The organism is uncultured Pigmentiphaga sp. (assembly GCF_937950555.1).
GTDB lineage: Bacteria > Pseudomonadota > Gammaproteobacteria > Burkholderiales > Burkholderiaceae_B > Pigmentiphaga.
On record NZ_CALFCW010000030.1, the window covers coordinates 211,483 to 231,060 of the forward strand.

The 19,578-nt window shown below is 63.4% G+C and carries 19 protein-coding genes and 1 riboswitch; of the genes, 12 read left to right on the forward strand and 7 right to left on the reverse strand.

Annotated features, from left to right (window positions below; all coding sequences use genetic code 11):
* Nucleotides 1-80 precede the first annotated feature (80 nt).
* Both Q0319_RS07560 and Q0319_RS07565 read right to left on the reverse strand, forming a co-directional pair.
* Nucleotides 81-950, reverse strand: a complete 870-nt coding sequence (locus tag Q0319_RS07560; RefSeq protein WP_299451616.1) for a polysaccharide deacetylase family protein — start codon at nucleotides 948-950, stop codon at nucleotides 81-83.
* Entirely contained in the window at nucleotides 947-1,822 is an 876-nt protein-coding gene (locus Q0319_RS07565) for a fumarylacetoacetate hydrolase family protein (protein WP_299451618.1), read from the reverse strand. The genes Q0319_RS07560 and Q0319_RS07565 overlap by 4 nt, the downstream gene beginning before the upstream one ends.
* Nucleotides 1,823-1,906: 84 nt before the next feature.
* On the opposite strand from Q0319_RS07565, the gene Q0319_RS07570 reads away from it, so the two are divergent.
* The gene (locus Q0319_RS07570) at nucleotides 1,907-2,566 is read left to right on the forward strand and encodes an FCD domain-containing protein (RefSeq protein WP_296464100.1); all 660 of its coding nucleotides are present in this window, start codon (nucleotides 1,907-1,909) and stop codon (nucleotides 2,564-2,566) included.
* 50 nt (nucleotides 2,567-2,616) lie between these two features.
* Here the strand turns inward: Q0319_RS07570 and Q0319_RS07575 are convergent, their stop codons facing one another.
* Together Q0319_RS07575 and ribB are read right to left on the reverse strand one after the other, a co-directional pair.
* Nucleotides 2,617-3,459 carry a Sir2 family NAD-dependent protein deacetylase gene (locus Q0319_RS07575; RefSeq protein ID WP_296464101.1) on the reverse strand — a complete coding sequence of 281 codons (843 nt, stop codon included), beginning with the start codon at nucleotides 3,457-3,459 and terminating at the stop codon, nucleotides 2,617-2,619.
* Between the two features lie 58 nt (nucleotides 3,460-3,517).
* A complete protein-coding gene (ribB, locus tag Q0319_RS07580; protein ID WP_296464103.1) occupies nucleotides 3,518-4,183 on the reverse strand; it encodes a 3,4-dihydroxy-2-butanone-4-phosphate synthase in 666 nt (221 codons plus the stop codon).
* Between the two features lie 105 nt (nucleotides 4,184-4,288).
* A riboswitch (FMN riboswitch) is annotated at nucleotides 4,289-4,442 on the reverse strand.
* Nucleotides 4,443-4,545: 103 nt separating this feature from the next.
* Between ribB and Q0319_RS07585 the strand changes: the two genes are divergently transcribed.
* Nucleotides 4,546-5,790: an MFS transporter gene (locus tag Q0319_RS07585; protein WP_299451621.1), complete on the forward strand. Its 1,245-nt coding sequence runs from the start codon at nucleotides 4,546-4,548 to the stop codon at nucleotides 5,788-5,790.
* Nucleotides 5,791-5,863: 73 nt separating this feature from the next.
* On the opposite strand, the gene Q0319_RS07590 is transcribed toward Q0319_RS07585, so the two are convergent.
* The 3 genes from Q0319_RS07590 to Q0319_RS07600 all read right to left on the reverse strand — a co-directional run bounded on the left by Q0319_RS07590 (nucleotide 5,864) and on the right by Q0319_RS07600 (nucleotide 10,282).
* Nucleotides 5,864-6,448 (reverse strand): MarR family transcriptional regulator, encoded by a 585-nt coding sequence (locus Q0319_RS07590; protein ID WP_296464107.1) that lies wholly within the window; start codon nucleotides 6,446-6,448, stop codon nucleotides 5,864-5,866.
* A 32-nt stretch (nucleotides 6,449-6,480) separates the two neighbouring features.
* Nucleotides 6,481-8,391 carry a collagen-like triple helix repeat-containing protein gene (locus tag Q0319_RS07595; protein WP_299451623.1) on the reverse strand — a complete coding sequence of 637 codons (1,911 nt, stop codon included), beginning with the start codon at nucleotides 8,389-8,391 and terminating at the stop codon, nucleotides 6,481-6,483.
* Between the two features lie 274 nt (nucleotides 8,392-8,665).
* Nucleotides 8,666-10,282, reverse strand: coding sequence for a ShlB/FhaC/HecB family hemolysin secretion/activation protein (locus Q0319_RS07600; RefSeq protein ID WP_299451625.1), 1,617 nt, complete (start codon nucleotides 10,280-10,282; stop codon nucleotides 8,666-8,668).
* Between the two features lie 393 nt (nucleotides 10,283-10,675).
* On the opposite strand from Q0319_RS07600, the gene Q0319_RS07605 reads away from it, so the two are divergent.
* The 10 genes from Q0319_RS07605 (at nucleotide 10,676) to Q0319_RS07650 (ending at nucleotide 19,576) form a co-directional block, all read left to right on the forward strand.
* On the forward strand, nucleotides 10,676-11,530 hold the full coding sequence (locus Q0319_RS07605; protein ID WP_299451627.1) for an MHYT domain-containing protein: 855 nt from the start codon (nucleotides 10,676-10,678) through the stop codon (nucleotides 11,528-11,530).
* A 122-nt stretch (nucleotides 11,531-11,652) separates the two neighbouring features.
* Nucleotides 11,653-11,832 carry a Flp family type IVb pilin gene (locus Q0319_RS07610; protein ID WP_299451629.1) on the forward strand — a complete coding sequence of 60 codons (180 nt, stop codon included), beginning with the start codon at nucleotides 11,653-11,655 and terminating at the stop codon, nucleotides 11,830-11,832.
* Nucleotides 11,833-11,850: 18 nt separating this feature from the next.
* Nucleotides 11,851-12,399 (forward strand): prepilin peptidase, encoded by a 549-nt coding sequence (locus tag Q0319_RS07615; protein ID WP_299451631.1) that lies wholly within the window; start codon nucleotides 11,851-11,853, stop codon nucleotides 12,397-12,399.
* 34 nt (nucleotides 12,400-12,433) lie between these two features.
* Nucleotides 12,434-13,069: a TadE/TadG family type IV pilus assembly protein gene (locus tag Q0319_RS07620; protein ID WP_299451632.1), complete on the forward strand. Its 636-nt coding sequence runs from the start codon at nucleotides 12,434-12,436 to the stop codon at nucleotides 13,067-13,069.
* Nucleotides 13,066-13,590, forward strand: coding sequence for a TadE/TadG family type IV pilus assembly protein (locus Q0319_RS07625; protein ID WP_296469686.1), 525 nt, complete (start codon nucleotides 13,066-13,068; stop codon nucleotides 13,588-13,590). Before Q0319_RS07620 ends, Q0319_RS07625 begins: the two co-directional genes overlap by 4 nt.
* A 47-nt stretch (nucleotides 13,591-13,637) precedes the next feature.
* Nucleotides 13,638-14,603: a Flp pilus assembly protein CpaB gene (cpaB, locus tag Q0319_RS07630; protein WP_299451633.1), complete on the forward strand. Its 966-nt coding sequence runs from the start codon at nucleotides 13,638-13,640 to the stop codon at nucleotides 14,601-14,603.
* Between the two features lie 62 nt (nucleotides 14,604-14,665).
* Complete coding sequence (locus Q0319_RS07635) at nucleotides 14,666-15,937, forward strand: type II and III secretion system protein family protein (protein ID WP_296469682.1); 1,272 nt, start codon at nucleotides 14,666-14,668, stop codon at nucleotides 15,935-15,937.
* Between the two features lie 27 nt (nucleotides 15,938-15,964).
* Nucleotides 15,965-17,248: a pilus assembly protein CpaE gene (locus Q0319_RS07640; protein WP_296469680.1), complete on the forward strand. Its 1,284-nt coding sequence runs from the start codon at nucleotides 15,965-15,967 to the stop codon at nucleotides 17,246-17,248.
* Nucleotides 17,249-17,294: 46 nt separating this feature from the next.
* Complete coding sequence (locus tag Q0319_RS07645) at nucleotides 17,295-18,641, forward strand: CpaF family protein (protein WP_299451636.1); 1,347 nt, start codon at nucleotides 17,295-17,297, stop codon at nucleotides 18,639-18,641.
* A complete protein-coding gene (locus tag Q0319_RS07650) occupies nucleotides 18,641-19,576 on the forward strand; it encodes a type II secretion system F family protein (RefSeq protein ID WP_299451638.1) in 936 nt (311 codons plus the stop codon). Before Q0319_RS07645 ends, Q0319_RS07650 begins: the two co-directional genes overlap by 1 nt.
* Nucleotides 19,577-19,578 lie beyond the last annotated feature (2 nt).

A 19,578-nucleotide genomic window follows, 5' to 3' on the forward strand; every position in this document is an offset into this window, starting at 1 on the left:
TGCTCGTGGGAGCATAACCTTTCCCCGTGGGACAGGGGTGGTCCAGCTGTAAGCCTGTCTCCCCCAACGATGTTCCGCCGTCAGATCGTGTCCAGGACGTAGCGGGCCATTTCCTTCCGGGTACAGATCCATACGTCGTCGGCCTGCACGACGCGGCCCATGATCTCGTCGTAGACCCAGGCCCCGGATGGGCGGCCCATGACGTGGGTGTGCGCCGTCACATCCAGCATCAGCGGGGCTGTTTCGCGTTCGCGGAAGGCTTGAAGGCAATCATTGAACGTGTCCAGCATGTGGCGCGGGCTGTGGCCGTAGCGGATGCAGGTAGGCAGGTCGTTGACGTCCATGGTGAGGGGAATGCCCACGATGCGCCGTTCGCCGAACGCCATGACATAGGGACGGTCGTCGTCGTTCACGTCGCCGTGGTGCAGGTAGCCGGCTTCGGCGAGCAGCCGGGATGTGACCTGGCTGCCCGTGCCGCGCGGACTGATCCAGCCGGTCGGGGCGACGCCTGCGGTGTCGGTCAGGATGCGATGATTGCGCTCCAGGTTTTCGCGCTCGCCCGCTTCGTCCAGGTAGACGGGGATGACGTCCATGCCCCAGGAGTGATTGACGATTTCGTGCCCGAGCTCGGCGATGCGCCGCACCGTTGCCGGATCGCGTTCACAGATGACACCGTTGACCATGATGCTGGTCTTGACGCCATGCTTTTCGGCGATGCCGACCAGTCGATGGATGCCGCGGTTGATGCCGAAGGCTGCCCAGGAGTGCGCGTTGGTGTCGAAGTATCCCGGCTTGAGCACGTTGCCCATCGGGCCGATACCGGGCGCCTGTCCGTCCGACCACGCTTCGAAGGCAATGTTGAAGATCACCGCGATGCGCTTGCCTCCGGGCCAGCGGAAGTCGTCTGGCAGGCGCGTGATGCGGGGAGTGGTGTCGGTGTGGGATGTCATGCTTCCTCCTGCACTGTGTTGGCCAGGACCCCGATGCCTTCGATGTCGATTTCGATCCGGTCGCCGGGCTGCATCCATACCGGCGGCGTTCGTGCATAACCCACCCCGGCAGGCGTCCCCATTACGACGACGTCGCCGGGTTCCAGCGTGAGCGCCTCCGTGAGCAGGCACAGCGTTTCTACAACCGGGAACAGCATGTTGGCCGTGTTGTCGCGCTGCATGACCTGGCCGTTAAGCCGCGATTCGATCTTCAATCCCGAGGCGCCGGGAGGAAGGTCCCCGGCGGGCACCAGCCAAGGCCCGAACGCGCCGGTGCCGTCGAAGTTCTTGCCGATGGTCCATTGCGGTGTCTTGCGTTGGTAATCCCGCAGGGTGGCGTCGTTGAAGCAGGCATAGCCCGCGACCGCGGAAAGCGCTTCCGATTGGGTCAAGTGGCGCGCGCGGCGTCCGATCACCAGGGCCAACTCCGCTTCATAATCGAGCTTGGTCGAGACGCGCGGCCGGCGCAGCGGCGCTTCGTGCCCGATCAGCGACGTGGCGCCGCGCATGAAAAAGCTTGGGTATGCCGGCTTGGCATGGCCACCCTCGGCTGCGTGGTCGGCGTAGTTCAGGCCCAGGCAGATGATCTTGCCGGGGTGGGGGATGGGCGGGAGCAGGCGCACCTTATCCAGCGGCACCCGTGGGCCCGCGGCAATGGCATGGTCCGCTGCCTGGCATGCGGCTTGGGAGCCCTGCGCCAACAGCGCGGCCAAGCCGCCGGCGCGGAACGATGGATCGGGTGGCGTGATTTCTGCGACGCTTCCGTCCACGACAGTGCCGACCCGGACCGCGGTTTCGCCGGCGATGGTGTAAGAGACGAATCGATGGGGCATTTTGTCGATAAAAATCTTTATAAGAGAAAATATCGATAAAATTCTATAGAGCTAAAATAATATCGGTAACTTGAGGAAAACCCCATGCTCGACGCCGACACCGCTCCTAGCATGACCGTCCAGATCTATGAACGGTTGCGTACCGACCTGCTCGACGGCTTGTGGCCGCCCGGGAAAAAGCTATTGATGCAACGGCTGCGCGAGCACTATGGCATCGGCGCCAGCCCCTTGCGCGAGGCGCTCAGCCGCCTGGTCGCCGAGGGCCTGGTGGTGCACAACGACCAGCGCGGGTTTTCCGCCGCGGCAGTTTCTCCGGCTGAGCTCGAGGACATTGTCCGCAACCGCATCGCGTTGGAGTCCCTGGCGCTCGAACAGGGAATGGCCAACCGAAGCCCGGAATGGGAAGAGTCGCTCGTGATCGCGTTTCACCGGCTATCGCGAACGCCACGCTCGGTGGATGCGGACAGTTATGAAGAGAATCCGGTATGGGAGCAACAGCATCGCGCGTTTCATTTCGCATTGCTCTCCGCGTGTCGTTCCCCGCTTTTGATGGGGTTCTGTGAACAGCTGTACGACCGGGCGTATCGCTATCGCCAGTTGGCGGCGCGCAAGGCGTACAAGCGGCGCAACGAGCTCGAGGAGCACCGCGCGATATTCGAGGCGATCCTCGCCGGCGACCTGGAAACTGCCAAGCGATTGTTGGCCGAGCATTACCGCCATACTGCGTCGCTGCTGGATCAATAGCCCGGGGTTCCGGCAGTTCGGCTTACGGCGTGCGCACGGCGCAGCACGATTCAGCCGCGCAGCGATGCAATGGCCTGCAAGGCTTCCAGCGCTCCCAGGGGCAGGCTTACTCCCACCGTCAGTCCGTGGATGTCCGGTTCATGCGGGTTGATGCGGATGATGGGCGCGCGCCGCGTGAAAGCCAAGCGCTCGCCGAACCTGCGTACGGTAGGCACGGCTTGGCCGGCCCCGATTTCGATCACGACAGGCCGCGCGGCGCGCGGCAAGGCCCGTTCCAGGCGTCTTGCCTGGGCAGCCGTGCGGTGTTCGATCCACTCAGCGTCTCCGAACATCAGGACGTTTGGGCGTGCCATGCCGCCGCAGTGGGGGCAGGCGGGGGGCGCATTGCGAAGCAGGCACTGTTCCCTGTCTACGTCCGGAATGAATTCGTCGGCCGGCCAAATGGCATCGCAGCAAGGCTCGAGGCACTGCAGGAAGTGCAGTGAGCCGTGGCACTCGGTGACGACTTCCTCGTCAAACCCCGCGCGCTGGAATTGTCCGTCGACGTTGCTAGTGAAGATGACGCAGCCTGCGGGAAGCGCACGCGCCCAGTCGCGCAGCAGCGCAAAGCCGGCGTGGGGCGTCGTGCTGCGGTATAGCGCCAACCGGTGTCCGTAGAAGCCCCAGGCGAGCAAGGGGGTATCGCGAAAGGCCTGGGGCGAGGCGATGGAGGTGAAGGCGATGCCTTGGCGGCCGAGTGCCGGATAAGCTCGCCAAAAGCCGTGGCGGCCGCGGAAATCGGGCAAGCCCGAATCGATACCCATGCCAGCTCCGGCAGTGATGACGAGGCAGTCGGCCGCGTCGATCAATCGTGCGGCCCGCTCGATGGCGGGCTGATGGATGGACGATGACATGGATAGGGGCGGTGACGGAGCTGCAATGATACTCGAGCCCGGGCGCCTCTCACGGCGATCAAGCCGCCATTGCCTCCGTGCCAGTCGTCTCCATGCGGATGCGCCAGGCAGCGATGTCTTCGATGGTGAGCAGCGGCCAACCGTATTGCTGCGCATAGGCGAGCGCGGCATCCCCGCGCATCATCGTCCCGTCTTCGTGCATGAGCTCGCAGAGCAGGCCGGCCGGTGCGAATCCGGCCATGCGTGCCAGATCGACAGTGCCTTCGGTGTGTCCCCGCCTTCCCAAGACGCCCCGCGGGTTTGCGCGCAGGGGAAAAAGGTGCCCGGGGCTCACGATCGCCGAGGGATCTCCCGAGAGTGCAGCACGGACGGTGGTGATGCGATCCGCCGCGGAAACACCGGTGCTGACACCTTCGCGGGCTTCGATGCTGACGGTGAAGGCCGTGCCGTTGCGGCTGCGGTTCAGGGGCACCATGGGCGGCAGCTCCAGGGCGTCCACAGCGTCCGGCGTCAGGCACAGGCAGACGATCCCGCTGCAATCACGGATCATCCGGGCCATGATGGGTTCAGTGATGGACTCCGCGGCAATGATGAGGTCTGCCTCGTTTTCGCGGTCTTCGTCGTCGAGCAGGACGACGGGTTCTCCTGACTTGAGGGCGGCCAGTGCGGCGTCGAGGCGCTGTTCGGCCGTCGTGGCTTGGAAATAATCGTGCAGGGACTGCATGTAAACGCTCCGTCGTGATTCGGGAAGCGTTCAGGGCAATGCGCTCGTAGAGCGCGCAGGAGGCAGCTGTTCCGCGGCCGCACGCATGGGGCGCACGGAACGTGTTCCCGTCTTCTTCCATCCGGACTATGACCGTCGGCTCCGGCTTGGGACCGGATCTGCTGACCTTGCCGGCGTGACCGGCAAGCGCTCGCGGGCTCGGTGCCGTCGTGGGCACCCTACCGCCGGTGGGGAGTTTCACCCCGCCCTGAAGACGCACCACCGTCGAGGTGGCAGGGACAATGGTAGCAGAAGTGGGCGGGCCTCTCGGTGGCGGTTCCGGGGCTCAGGTATTCTTGTTGCTCGAGGAGACCCATGCACCCATGCCAAGCGACACCTCTTTGCGGCTGCCTGAAATTGGTAAGAGGCAGTCTGTATTGATTTTCACCTGTTTCGCCGCCGCCTATTTCTTCTCTTATGGCCTGCGATCGGTCAATGCCGCGCTGGCGCCGTTCATTACCGAAGACCTGGCACTCAGCAATACCCAACTCGGCTGGCTGTCTTCAGCGTTTTTCATATCGCTGGCCGCCATGCAGCTTCCACTCGGTGTCTGGCTCGACAAATACGGTGCGCGCCGAGTCGAAGCATGTCTACTTGCCATTGCGGCGCTCGGATCGTTTGTCATGGTGTGGGCAGGTGGTTTCAGTGCCACCACGCTGGGGCGGATCCTGATCGGTGCGGGCGTGGCCGCGAGCCTCATGGCGCCGTTCTCGTATTTCCGGCGGTGCTATGTGGTCGAAAAGCAGGCGCAGCTCGGTCTGTGGCTACTTGTGGCGGGGACGGGCGGTGCAGTGTTCTTCACCTCGCCCGCGGCAGCGCTGGCCAGTCATTTCGGCTGGCGTAGCGTGCACCTGCTGTCGGGCATTTCACTGGCGGCGGTTGCCGTGCTGCTCTGGCGCGTCGTGCCCGATCATGACGTCCTCGTGCTGGACGTCAATCCCAGCGCGAAACCCGTCTCCGCATGGAAGTTGCTGCGTCGCCCGCAGATGCTGCACGTGATGCCCTTGTCCGCCATCGGACAAGGTGGTGTCATGGCGTTGCAGACCTTGTGGGCGGGGCCGTGGATGCTGGACGTCATGGGTTCGAGTCCCACGCGCAGCGCGACGCTGCTGTTGGTCATGATGCTCGTCATGACCTTGGGTTATCTGGCGATGGGCGTTGCCAGCCCGCCGCTGCAGCGTCGCTTCGGCCTGCGCAACATCGCCCTGGCCGGTTACCTGTGCTGCTTCGTTGCCGTGTTCCTGCTCGCGGCCTTCGGTGCAGCGGCCTGGCCGTGCTGGTTGGCCATGGCGGCAGGGGTGGCGCCCATCATGGTCATGCAGCCTTACGTTTCGACGCAGTTTCCGCGGGAGGCGGCAGGCAGGGTCGTCACGCTCTACAACATGTTCGTATTCGTCGGGGCCTTTGCCATCCAATGGGGCGTGGGCGCCATGGTCGATGCGCTGGCCAAGGGGGGGATAGGGCGCGAAACGTCGTTTGCCCTGACATTCGCCACGTTGGGGGCCCTGCAGGTGGCGTCCCTCATCTGGTTTGCCTGGCATAGCGGACGGTCTGCGAAGCAGGCGTAGCGCTTCGGGCGACGAACCAAAAAAACTGCCCGCATGGTGCGGGCAGAACTGGAGACATTATCGAGGTCGCGGGTCAGGTGACGAGCCGGGCGCGGGAATTCGCATGCCGCCGCGGTTCGTGCCGCTGCGGGGATCCGTTGCCGTCTCCCATCATGCCCAGCGCTTCCGTCTTCAATGCATGGACGCATTGCGCCAGGAAGGCATGTACGGCCGTCAATTGTTCGCGCTCGTAGCGGGCGCCGAAGTGCGCGACGTCCTCTGCGACGGCGCGCATGTGGCGTTCGATCTCCGCGCATTTCTCAGGCACGGGGCGGATGACCACGATGCGCCGGTCCAGCGGGTGTTTATCGCGAACGACGAAGCCGCTGGCTTCCAGCCTGTCGATCACGGCAGTCGTCCCGCCCGAGCTGATTCCTGCGAGGCAGGCCAGCTGTCCGGTCGTGATGGGCTCGAACTCGATGACCAGCTCGAGCGCCTTCACGTCGATCATGCCCAACCCGAGTCGTTCGGCCAATGCTGTCTGGTACAGCGAGGTGTAGACCGTCAAGCGGCGTCCCAACATCGTGACGATGTCGTTCAGCATCTCCTGACTATCATCTTCCCGATCCTCACGTGCTCCGGCCAGCGGCTCGTGACTCGCAAGGGCCGAAGAAGTCATTACGTTTTCCCAGTGAAGCATGGCCTCTCCTTTTATTGCTTACCGGCTAAGCCGCCCAGCAATCCGCCCAGCAGCCCGTTGACCGGCGACAGCAGGCCCCCATTGCCTTGCTGGCCGCCGCCCAGGCCAGCGCCTTGGCCGACGCCGGCCGTCAGGTTGCTGACGGCACCCGTGAGATTGGTCAGGACGTTGCCCACCGGATTGGTGTTCTCCGGCGTGGCGTGGACCAAGCCACCGGCGCTAGAAACGGTCTGGCCCAAGCCGTTGAGCAGGCCGCCGACACCGTTGCCGACGAGCGGCACGTTTCCACCGAGGCTGGTGCCGACGTTGCTGATCGTGCTACCCAGCGAGTTCAGCAAGCCATTGACGGGCTCGCCCAGGCCGGTGGCGGCGCCGACGGTTTGCGTCGTATTGGACACGATGCCGGCCACCGGGCTCACGACCGGGTCGAGGGTGGCGCCGACGCCGCCCAGGGTCTCGCTGAGATTGAGCGGGACGAGGTTGTCAACGGCTTGTCCGGTGTTCGCCAGGGCAGGCTGGAGGACGGGGTTGGCCTCACCGCCGATGCCGCCGAGCAGGCCGCCGTCGCCGCCGGTGACGCCATTCAGCAGGCCGGTGACCGGGGACAGCAGGCCGCCTTCACCACCGGTCGCGCCATTCAGGATGCCGGTGACGGGAGCGAGCAGGCCGCCGTCGCCGCCGGTGACGCCGTTCAGCAGGCCGGTGACCGGGGACAGCAGGCCACCGTCGCCGACTCCGATCCCACCGTCGATGCCGAGGCCCAAGCCTTCCGTCAGCGCCGCGACCGAGCCGGTCAGGTTGTTCAGTACATTGCCGACCGGGTTCTTGTTGTCTTCGCTGGCATGCAGGATGCCGCCTGCGGCAGAGACGGTATCGCCCAGGCCGGAGATCAGGCCGCTCACGCCAGCGCCGGCGATCGGCAGGTTCGAGCCGAGGCTCTGGCCGAGTTGAGAAACCGTGCCACCCACGGAGGTGAGCACATCATTGACCGGCGCGCCGAGCCCAGTCTTGTCACCGACTTCCTGCGTGAGGTTGGTCACCGTTCCGACGACCGGGCTGATGGCGGGATCAAGGCTGGCCCCCACTTGGCCCAGCGTTTGTCCCAGGCCCAGGTCGACGATGTTGTCGACTGCCGTGCCGGTGTTGGCCAGGGCCGGTTGCAGGACCGGGGCGTCGACGGATCCCTCGCCCCCGAGGCCGTTCAGCAGCTGCGAGACAGGGCTGAGCAAGCCGTTGTCGCCGGCCAGCGCACCCGTCAGGCTCGCCACGGTTCCCGTCGCGTTGTAAAGGACGGTGCCGAGCGGATTGGGGTTGTCTTCCGAAGCGTTGACCAGTCCGCCCACGCTGGCGACCGTATTGCCCAGCCCGGTGACGACTTCACCCAAACCGAGATTGATCGGCAGCCCGGTGCTGTCAAGCGTTTGGCCGAGGTTCGCGACCGTGCCGCCGACCGAGTTGAGCAGGCCGTCTACGGGCTGGCCCAGGCCGGTTGCGGCGCCCACTTGCTGGGTCAGCCCGGTGACCGCGTTGCCGACCGGAGCGACCACGCCGTCGAGCTTGGTGCCGACATTGTTCAGCGTACCGGCCAAGCCTACGTCGACCACGTTGTCTGCGGCCTGTCCGAGGTTGCCCAGGGTGGGCGCGAGGACGCCGCTTATTGGCGAGGCGGGGTTACCGGGTTCGCCGGGATTGCCCGGGTTTCCAGGATTGCCAGGATTGCCCGGGTTACCGGGATTGCCCGGGTTACCTGGGTTACCGGGGTTGCCCGGATTACCCGGGTTGCCGGGGTTCGTGGGATCCGAATCTCCGCCGATTCCAGAAGTGATCGCGCCGGAACCGGAGCAACCAGCTAACGTCGAGAATGCGAGTACCAAGGCTGCCACCAGGACGCGGTGACCGGGTTTCTTCTGATCTTTCTGCATGGTTTTTTCCCTATCGCTGAAGCGGCGAGTTGCCTGCTGCGAGCTATCGAGCAAAACCTGTGCCAATGTGTTGCCGCGCACGCAGGCTACGCCGTCATGGAAGCGTTCGATCGCCCGGAAAACCTTGCAAACCGGGGATAAGTCGAAAGCGTGGGGATTTCGCGAGCGTGCGAGGAGTACCGGGAAATCCCTTGGAGAAGGGGGCGTGCAGCCTGCAGAGAAGGGTCTTCGTTACGTAGCATGTGAGGGGGTGTTACGTAACGAAGCGACGTGCTCAGTCGAAACGGAAGGAGTAGTTGGCGTTTACGCGGATGGGGCGTCCGCTGCTATTGACCGGTTTGTCGCCCACCGGTTTCGCGACGTTCACGTCGAGGGCGTAATGGCGTTGGTCGGTGATGCGCAGGCCCAGCGCAACGGAAGTCAGTTTGTCCGTCAGCAGCGTGTAGCGCTTGTCGTTCAGGCTGGCGTGCGCATAGTCGGCCGCGACGTAAGGCGTGATGCTGTGCAGGTAGGGGAGGCCGACGCCGAAGCGGCGGTTCAATTCAATGGACAAGCCGTAGCCCTTGTCCCCGCCCAATTCGCCGGCCGGATATCCCCGGCCGAAACGCAAGCCGCCGAACGTGACCTGTTCGGTCGTGGGCAGGGAGTCGGAGCTGTATTGCCCCAATGCCGCGAGTGACAGGCCGAACTGGCCGGGGAGCGCGAAATTCTGGTTGACCGACAACGTGTAGCGCGTAAAGTCCAGGTCATACGTGCTGTTCGCGCTTTGTTCCGCGCCGAGGCCATCGATGCCTTTGTGGATGGCGGCCGAGATTCGGCGCGATTGCGTATCGCTCGCCTGTGCGTAGGTGAGTTCGCCACGTACCACGCGCAAGTGATTAGTCAGCGCAACCTGGTTGCCGGTGATGCGACTGCTATACGTATCGTTGTTGCGCGACGCGTAGAACCCCGCGGACCCTGTCAACGATTCGCGGTTCCGGAGAATGAAGGGATAGTTCACGCTCACGCCGACGCGTTGATTGCGCACGTGGCGATCGATGTTTTGTGCGTTGAGGCTGTCGTTCTCTGGATTCGCGGCGTAGCTGAACGCATCCGCGCGCACCGTCATGCCGTCGCTGCCGATGGGAACGGTGACGTTGGCCGCGTAGTACTCGAGATGATCGCTGCCGCGGGGCACGGCAGTCGAAACCTGGATTTCTTCGGCTAAAGGCGTGAGGCTGCTAGCCGTCGCGGTCAGCATTGCGTGCACGCCCGTGCCCAGGTTGCCGATGCCCGTGTCCAGCCGGAAGTTCTTGTGGCTGACGTTCAAGACGAGTTCCGTCGCACCGTCGGCTCGCTTGGGCAGGCTCAACTGCGGCTTGACCGTGACCCCGGGAACGGTCGTCATCAGGTTCAGGTATCGCTCCAGGGTCGCTGCAGTCAGTGGGCGTTCGGCCTCGATGCGGGCCGCATAGTCGCGAAGCTTGGTGAGACCCGCTCCCGCATCCCCCTCTATGCGCGTGCTTCCCACATAGCCTTCGACCACCGTCACCTTTACCAAGCCGCCCGCGAAATCCTGGGCTTGAATCAGCGCAAAGGAAAGCGCGTAGCCTGCGTCTCGGTACAGCTGCGTGATCGCGTCGGTGCGCTGGATCAACTCTCCGATGGTGATTTCTTTCCCCGCCAGCGGTTCCAGCAGGTCGACGACTTTCTGGAAGTCGATCGCCGTGACGCCCGACACGTCGAACTGCGTGGGAATGAGCCGCGCCGACAACACGGCGCGCAACGCCTCGTTCTGCGCCGGCGCCGGTATGGCAACCTGCGGGGCCTGCCTTGGAGCCGGGGCAGCCACGGGCGGCAGCGTCTCCGCAGGGTTCCCCCGCAACGGGCTGTCCGCCGACTGGGCAGGCATGGGTATCCAACTCCAAGCCAGTACGACGGCGGAAAACAGTCTTGGGAGGGAAGCGCTGCCGGACGATAGCGAAGTCATTGGGGAACGAAGACGAATGGAGAGGAAGAAGAATTGCGGAAGTGTGCCATAGAGGAGGGATGGGAGAAGCATCTGGAAAAAAATCTCGCCTTTTTTTCCGCAGTGGGACGTTTGTAGGACGTTACGGTTAGATACTGATGTTGCGTAAAGAGGTTGATTTTCAGTGAAAAAGAATAATCGCAAGTTTGCGATTATCGAATGATTCTCATTGTTTTCATGCGAGCAGCATGCCAGAGAGAAAAAGCTGTAAGTGCGTGTTTTTCTTGAGATAAGTCCAGCGTGCACGAATTTTGAAGAACTTGGATATTGACAAGCTTGGATTCATGCCGTTACGGTGTACGTAACCAAGCGCTACAGAAAGAGAAAACCATGCAGCCCGGAGATATTCTCCCATTGCGGTTTGATATCGGCTTGGTAACCCTGTCGTTCGTCATATCCGTATTGGGCGCGTATGTTGCCCTGATGGCCGCCGGCAGGATCCGTACGATTGAAGGGCGGGTTAGCGGAGGTTACGTGGCCGTGGCAGGCATTGCGCTAGGGGGGGTCGGAACGTGGAGCATGCATTTTATCGGCATGCTCGCGCAAATCATTCCGCTCGGGGTGGCCTACGGAATCTGGATGAATTTCCTCAGTTTGCTCGTGGCTATCGGGTTGGCCGCTGCAGCACTTTGGTATGTGGGCAGTACCCGGTTTTCCATGGTGCGATGCCTGACGGCGGGGGTCTTGGCCGGTATCGGCGTGGCGGGTATGCATTATTTGGGCATGGCATCCATGCGCATGGATGCCTTCTTCGATTGGCATGCGGGTTTGGTGGGCCTCTCGGTCGTGATCGCCATCGTGGCCGCTACCGCTTCGATTTGGCTGGCCTTCAACCTGACCGGAGAGCTCCAACGCATCGTTGCTGCCGTATTGATGGCGGTGGCCGTTTGCGGCATGCACTACACGGGCGCAGCCGCGGGAGCCATTATTTGTTCGACTCCACGGGTTTTCTCTGGTTGGGCGCTGGATGGAAGTGTCCTGCCTTATGCCGTCTTCCTGATTTCCGTGGTCACCTTAATCGTCATGCGCATTGAAATGCACCGCAGCTCGGAAACCGTGCGGACCAATGTTGCCCATCGGGTGGACCATTTGATTCACTCGAGGCAGAGCCAGCAAGAGTGGAATAACTAAGGCAGATTTGGTCTGTCGATTTTGGGTGGGAGGGCGCTATCGATATAGTTTCTTTCTTTCCAGGTAAATCGGCGCCAGCAAAGCCGGTTTTGTTTGAGTTTTTCAGCAGCGGAGGTAAAAAAATGAAGCAAATAATCAAGTTCTTGAAAGAAGAAGATGGTGCTACCGCCATCGAATATGGTTTGATCGCTGGTTTGATCGCTGTGGCGATCGTTGGAGCTCTGTATACCCTGGGTGATGATTTGAACAAGATGTTTGGAAAGATCAGCTCCGGGGTGAAAGGAGAAAAACCTAGTGCCTGATAGGTAAACTTGCTAGCAATGCATTTTTTTTCGCCAGTGGATTTCTTCTTCTTGTTATTTTGCGGAGCAGTAGCATTGGGCGACTTGCTTTTCCGCAGGGTATTCAACTGGCTGTTGGTGGTGGGCATTGCTGGCAATGTTCTGGTGTTGGCCACTGCTGGGCACGAAGCTTCGGTTTTTGCCCAGCAGTGGTCAACGGCATTTTTAGGTTTTTTCGCTGGCTTGGCATTGTTCCTCCCGTTTTATGTGTTTCGCGTGATGGGTGCGGGTGACGTCAAGTTTTTTGCCGTCTTGGGATTTTGGCTGGGCTTGCCGGGTTTGGTGCCGGTGTGGTTGGGCGGCAGCGTGTTGGCGGGGATACATGCCTTGGCGGCGTATTGCGTCAGGAGCGGGCTGACCGGCGAATGGGTGATGTTGCAGCTCGCCCCCGTACAAGGCGCTGTGTCCCGGATTCCAGTCCTGCGTCGGGCGGGCCAGTGGGTCTCGGCCCTGCGCGCCGGGCGCCGGGGGATTCCCTATGCAGCCTACCTCGCTGTCGCGGCGGTGGTTGTCGTGTTGGGGCGATGAAAGTTTGTGGATTGAGTACGGACGCGAGGACGCAGTGGAAACTGACAGACCGGTCGATTGCGCACATGTCGCGCGCGCGACCGCGCAGCGCTTGCAGCGTGGCGCCTACGCGCTGGAGTTCGCGCTCGTGTTCCCGGTTTTCTTCGTGCTGTTTTATGGCGTGCTGAGCTTTGGCCTCATCTTTACGGTGCAGCAGTCGCTCACGTTGGCCGCCGAGGACGGCGCCCGCGCCAGCTTGCGTTATTTCCAACCGGCGGGGGGCGGTTTCAGCACCGAGCAGCAGCTGCTCGGCCAGTTGGAGCATGGTTGCGACGTGGCCAAGGAGCGCGCCTCGTGGCTGGCGAGCAGCGGCACCGCAGGTGGCGTCGCACCCGTGTGCAGCGCTGCGATACAGGGGCCGTGCCGTGCCGCGGACGGTTCCATCGATACCTCGCAACGCTGCTCCATCGCCTTGGGCGGCGGTGGGGGGGCAGGTTCCGTGGCCTGTGGCACCGCACTGGCCGAACAATGCTCGGTCAGCGTGACGGTGAGTTACGCCTATGGCGCCAATCCGCTCGCTCCCTCGTTGCCGGGTACCGCGTTGTTGATCCCGGACACGATCCGGGGTGCGGCCAGCGTGACGATAGATCCGGCTGTCTTGCGCCTCGCTGCGGGGGGGGGCGGCGCGTGAAGCTTGCTTATGTTTCCTGGGCCGTTCGTCGGGCGCAATCGGGCATCGCGGCCCTGGAGTTTTCTCTCGTCTGCGTGCTTTTCCTGGTGATTTTGTTCGGCATCGTCAGCTACGGCGGCATGTTCGTCGCCCAGCAGGCTTTGTCGCGGGGGGCGGAGGAAGGGGCCCGGGCAGCGCTCCAGTCCTCCCTGGTCTCGCCCAACCGCATTCCTTCGCAGGCCGAGGCTTGTGGCGCCGTGGCCAATTCGGTCGAGTGGCTGACGCGCCATCGCGCGGCATTGGGGCAGGGGCCCGTGCTCTGCGAGCTGCGGCCGCCGCAGGCGTGTACCTACGCCGCCAATTTGCAATGCGCATCGGTGGTGGTGACGTATTCGGACTACTACAAGTATCCGTTGATGCCCGAAATATTGCCCTTGGGGCGTTGGCTAGAAGCCCTGTTCGGGGGTGGGTCGGCGTGGCTGCCGGAGCATTTGTCCGCCGTGGCGACCGTGCAGTTGGGTAAGAATCCGTCGGGCACCTAACCGGGTCTGACTCATGCGTTTTTTTTGAGTATCGAGGCGACGAGCTGATGAACACCGTGACCAAAATCGTTGCTGCCATGTTGGTGCTGCTGGCGGTGCTGTTGGGAGGCTATGCCTTCATTTTGGCGACCAAGCCGCCACCCGAGCCGGCCAAGCCGGCGAGCGAGCCCGTGCCGTTGTCGGAAAAGAAGACGCCCGTGGTCGTGGCAGACAAGCTGTTGCCTGGCGGGGTGCCCATCGATGCGGCCGCGCTCAAGGTCGTCGAGTTGCCCATTGATCCGGCGGGTAGCTATCGGGACGTTTCGGCCTTGGCGGGCAAGATTCCCAAATTCGACATCGGCCCCGGGACGCCCGTCACGGAAAGCAGCCTCGTCAAGGGCTTGACCTTGCTGCTCAATGAGGGCGAGCGCGCGGTGGCCGTGCCGGTGGATGAAGTCGTGGGCGCGGGGAATCGCGTGTCGCCCGGCGATTTCGTCGACGTCTTCTTCACCCTCAAGCAGGGGCAGGGGCAGGACATCACCAAGACGCAGGCCCGCCTGCTGTTGTCCCGGCTGCGCGTGTTGACCTACGGTTCGGCGTCGGCAGGTGGGGATGTCCAGCAGGACAACGGCATTGTCGTGGCGCGCAGCAATAATCCGCCCGCGCCTGCGAAAACCGCGGTGCTCGCGGTGCCCACCGCCGATGTCAACCGACTCCTCCTGGCTACGCAGAATGGCAAGCTGCAGCTCGTGCTGCGCCACCCGACCGACGAAACGGCGCCGGATGTCAGCCTCTTCCCCGAGCCGCCCCCGGTGTTGGCCGCCAAGCCTGGCCTCACCAAAGAACAGCGCGAGGCCTTGGAAAAGGCGGAGAACCAAGCCTATGCGGGCCTGGAGCTTGCCGGCTTGTCGGGCGAGACGGCCAAGCGCCCGGTGCCGGCGGCTCGCCCACGGCAACCGGCGGCTGCGCCCAGGGCGCCGGCCAATACGGTGGAAGTGGTGCGTGGCACCAAGCGGGAAGTCGTCGGGTTTTAACGGGTAGAGCGTCAATGAAGATAAGTCATCAAGGTTTCGTTCGGCGTCTGGCACCCCTGGCCATGGCATTGACGTTGTCGTTCGCCATTCCGGCGGGGGCGGCCGACGAGGCCGGCCCGCGCCAGATATCGGTGGCGGTGCGCGATCAGTACCAATTGACCATTCCCGGCAACCTCGAACGCGTCGCGGTCGTGGATCCGGATGTGGCCGATGTCGTAATCGAGAAAGGCAGCGGCAATCGCAAGGGCGGGGTGCTGGTCGTCGGCAAGAAGCCCGGCACCACCATGGTGTCGGTCTGGCAACGCGGCGAAGCGTCGCCGCAGGCTTACCTGGTGCGCGTGACCGGTGACCTGGCCACGCTGGTAGGCGAAGGCGATGGCGCCAAGGCCCAGGTGTACGGGGATGCCGCAGTGCTGAACGGCCAAGCGCCTTCCTTGCTTGCGCACCGGCGCTCTCTGGCTTCCGCCGCCGATGCGGTCGGAAACGATAACGTGTTCGACGCTTCCACCATCGAGACGGGCGGCGTGGTCCAGGTGGAGGTCAAGGTCGTTGAATTCAGCCGGCAAGTGCTGAAGGAGGCCGGGTTCAATTTTTCGGCATTCAATCGCCGGGGCAGTTTCAGTTTCGGGTTGGCGAGCGACCTGGCCCCCACCGGCAAGGCGTTTGACCTGACGCTGGGATTGAGCCGCGGCAATTTCCTGCTCGATACCAATCTGCGCCTGCTCGAAAGCAACGGACTCGCGCGCGTGCTGGCCGAACCGACCTTGACCGCGCTGTCCGGCCAGAGCGCCAAGTTCCTCGCAGGCGGGGAACTGCCGGTCCCCCAATCCGGAGGCCTGGGTACGACCACGGTCACCTATAAGCCGTTCGGCATCGGGCTGACCTTGACGCCCACGGTATTGTCGAAAGACCGCATTGCGCTCAAGGTCGCGCCCGAGGCCAGCGACCTGGACTGGAGCAACGGGGTCACGGTCAACAACATCCAGATTCCCGCGATCATCACGCGCCGCGCGGATACGACCGTCGAGCTGGGCGATGGCGAAAGCTTTGTCATCGGCGGGCTGGTGTCACGTTCGACCGTATCCAACCTGGACAAGCTGCCGTTCCTGGGCGACCTGCCCATCATCGGCACGTTCTTCCGGAACATGTCCTACACGCAGAAAGAAAAGGAATTGCTGATCGTCGTGACGCCGCATCTGGTCAAGCCCATGGCGCGGGGAGTAAAGCTTCCCATGCCGGGGGAGAACGAAAAGCGCGACACCCCCACCAATGCATGGGGGCATTTTCTCCTGGGCGTAGCGAGCAACGACGAGTTGCCCGGCTTCTCCAAGTGAGGCGGCGAGTATCAGCAGGAGTGAGTTATGAACGCCCCGAGCAAGGAGTTGGCGAGTCTCTTGGATACACGCCGTTTCCTGTTCTTTACCGGCGATAGCAGCTTGGCGCAGCGGCTCGCTGCCGTGTTGCGCCACGACGGCGTGGTCGTCCAGGAGGACGTCATGCCAGACCGGCTGTCGGCGCGCCTGGCGGAGTTGGCGCCGCAGATGGTGCTGCTGGATTTCGGCGCCGATGACAGCGAGCCCGGCAAGCTCGCGCATGCCTCGGAGCTCGCGCGCACGTTGGCGCGCATCGCACCCGCGCTGCCCGTGGTCGCGGTCGGAAGCATGATGCGCCCGCAAGGCGCCGTCGCGGCGTTGCGCGCGGGCGTGAGCGACTTCATCGATCCCGTCAACGAGGGCGAAGTGCGCGACATTGTCCGTCGCGTGCTGCATTCCAATACCGTGAGCACCCTGCCCGGGCGCGGGCAAATGGTGGTGCTGCTCGGCGTGCGCGCGGGCGTAGGCGCCTCTACCTTGGCAGCCCACCTCTGCACCATGGCGCAGGTGCAGGCGCAAGGCGCCGACTCCGAGGAAACCGGGAAAAATCGCCGCTTGCGCGGCCCTGTCGCCTTCCTCGACCTTGGCCTGCCGGTGGCGGACGGACAGCTTTATCTGAACGTGTCGGGCAGCTTCCACTTCGCCGAGGCCGTGCGCAACGTGCGTCGCCTGGACGAGACGCTGGTGAATACGGCGGTCACCCGCAGTTCGCACGGCGTGGCAGTGATCTCGTTGCCGCGCGACTTAAGCGAGATGCGGACCGTCTCCCATGCGGATTCGCTCGCCCTGCTGGACAAGTTGCGCCAGCACTTTGGCTTGGTCGTGGCGGATGTCGGCGGCTTTTCGAATCCCGAATTCGTGGCCGGGCTCGTCAGGGCGGCGGACCAGGCCTGGCTGGTAACCGACCAGTCCGTAGGCGCATTGGTGTCGCTGGCGGACATGCTGCGTGACCTGGACGGCCGGGACGTGGACCGCGACAAGTTGCGCCTGGTGGTCAACCGCTACGACGAGCGTTATGGCATGACCGGAGACCAGATCGCCCAGCGGTTCGACTTGCGGCTGCTCGGCACTTTGCCTGACCGCGTATTGGCCCTGATGAACAGCACCAACCAAGGCCGGCTGCTGTGCGATGTGGCCGACCGCGATCCGTACGTCCGGGCGGTGCAGTTCCTGGTGGATTCCCTGGGGGCCTACGACCAGCCCGCGCCCGTTGGTGCGACATGGCTGTCGAAATGGCTGCCGGGCCTGCAGAAGCGACTGGTGGCCCGATGAACCGAGGGGCTGAATTCGAGCGCATTAGCATGCGGAGAACGTAATCATGACGGCATCGATCGAGTTTGCCGACGATAGTCCGGCCTTTGCCAACACCCAGCGCTTCCAGGACATCAAGGCCGCGGCGCACGAGCATCTGTTGTCCCGCATCGAGGAGCTCGGCGCAGAATTCGGGCGCTGGTCGAGGGCAGCCATCCAGCAGTTCGTGAACGTGGAGGTCGACAGTTTCGTGCGTTTGCGGCGCGTGCCGATCAACGAAACCGAACTGCGGCTGGTTGCCGAATCGCTCACCAAAGAGCTTGCCGGGTTGGGGCCGCTGGAAGATCTCCTTGCCGATCCCTCGGTCGAGGACATCTTGATCAACGGATATGACAACGTTTTCGTTTCGCGTCGCGGCGTGCTCCAGCGCGAAACCTTGCGTTTCACCGACAATCAGCACCTGCTGCGCATCGTGCGACGCATCCTGGCGCCGCTCGGCCGGCGCCTGGACGAGTCGTGCCCCATGGTGGATGCGCGCTTGCCGGATGGCGGGCGATTGAACGTGGTGATCGAGCCGCTCGCGGTCGATGGCCCCATGGTGTCCATCCGGAAATTCCGCCAGGACCCGCTCAAGCCTGCCGACCTGCTCGCCCTCGGTACGTTCAACGAGGAAATCCACCGCCTGCTCAGCTTCGCCGTGCGCGAGCGCTGCAACATCCTCGTATCCGGAGGCACCAGTTCGGGCAAAACATCGCTGCTGAACGCGCTGGCTTTCTTCATTCCCGAGACCGAACGCGTGGTCACCGTCGAAGACACGGCCGAGCTGTCGCTCAACCATCCGCACGTGGTGCGGCTCGAGGCGCGCCAGGGCGGGTTTGACGGGGCGGGGCAGGTCACCATCCGCGACCTCATCCGCAACAGCCTGCGCATGCGCCCGGACCGGGTCGTGGTGGGGGAAGTGCGGGGGCCGGAAGTCATGGACATGCTGCAAGCCATGAATACGGGCCACGAAGGCTCGATGGCGACGATCCACGCCAACTCTCCGCGGGAATGCCTGTACCGGATCGAGATGCTGGCCGGATTCGCGGGCTTCCAGGGCAGCGAGGACAGCCTACGCAGGCAGATCGCGAGCGCGCTCGATTTCATCGTGCAGATCGGTCGTCTTTCCAACGGTCGGCGCCGCATTATTTCCATCTCTGAAGTGACCGGCATGGGCGACAACGTCATTGCCACCCAGGAGTTGTACCGGCACGAGAGTTTCATCGGCCCCGACGGCGAGGAAAAAGACCGGTGGGTCTCGTTGGGCATTCATCCGCACACGCCCAAGCTGGCGAAGTATCGCGATCAATTGCGCCCGATGCCGGCTCCGGAAGCGCCTGCGAGCGGCGGCGGGTTTTGGTCTCGGGGGCGTTGATGTCGGTACAGGCTCTGGTCATCCTCTGCGTTGCGCTGCTGTTGGTGGCTGCGGGGTTGTGGCTTTGGCAGCGTGCGGCCGAGCGCGGCAGGCAGCAGGCGGCGAGCGCGTTCATGGACGAGCAGCTCCATCGTTTCGATGCGGGCCATGCCGTGGTCGAGACCGTCAAAGAGCTCTATCCGCCCGTCCGTCCGAAAGGGGTCCATGGCCGCCTGCAGAACATGATGCTGCGGGCGGGCATTGTTCCGGGCCCCAAGTTCTTTGTTCCCTGGATCGCAGCCTTGGTGCTGTTGCCACTGTCGGCGGCACTCCTGGGCGGCACTGTGTCCGCGGCAGTGCTTTTTGGCATGGTGCTGGTAGCTGCCCTGTTCCAGCTCTGGTGGTGCGCAGAAAAGCGCCGCCAAAAGATGGTGCGGCAATTGCCCGGATTCATCGACGCATTGGTCCGGCTCATCACGATCGGCAATAGCCTCGGTTCGGCTTTTCATACGGCCGTCCCTTCGGTCGAGGCGCCGCTGTTGGAAGTCCTGGAGCGTGCCAATCAGCTTAACCGCGCGGGCATGGAACTGGACGCGGCGCTCGTCCACACGGCGCGCCTCTATCGTTTCTACGAGCTCGAACTGGTTGCGGCCGTGATCGGCGTGGCATTGCGTTTTGGCGGGCGCAGCGACCAGGTGCTCGAGCGGATGGCCGCTTTCATGCGCGACTTGCAACAGGCGCGGGAAGAGTTGCATGCGTTGTCGGCGGAAGTGCGCTTGTCGGCCTGGGTGCTGGCTCTGCTGCCCGCGGGCGTGGCGGGATTCATCCTGGTTTTCAACAACGACATGTTCATGGGCATGTGGACGGATCCGGTCGGGCAGAAGATGCTGGTGGGCGCCTTTGCCCTGCAATTGATCGGCTCCTTCTGGCTCTATCGCATGGCCAAATCGGTTTGATG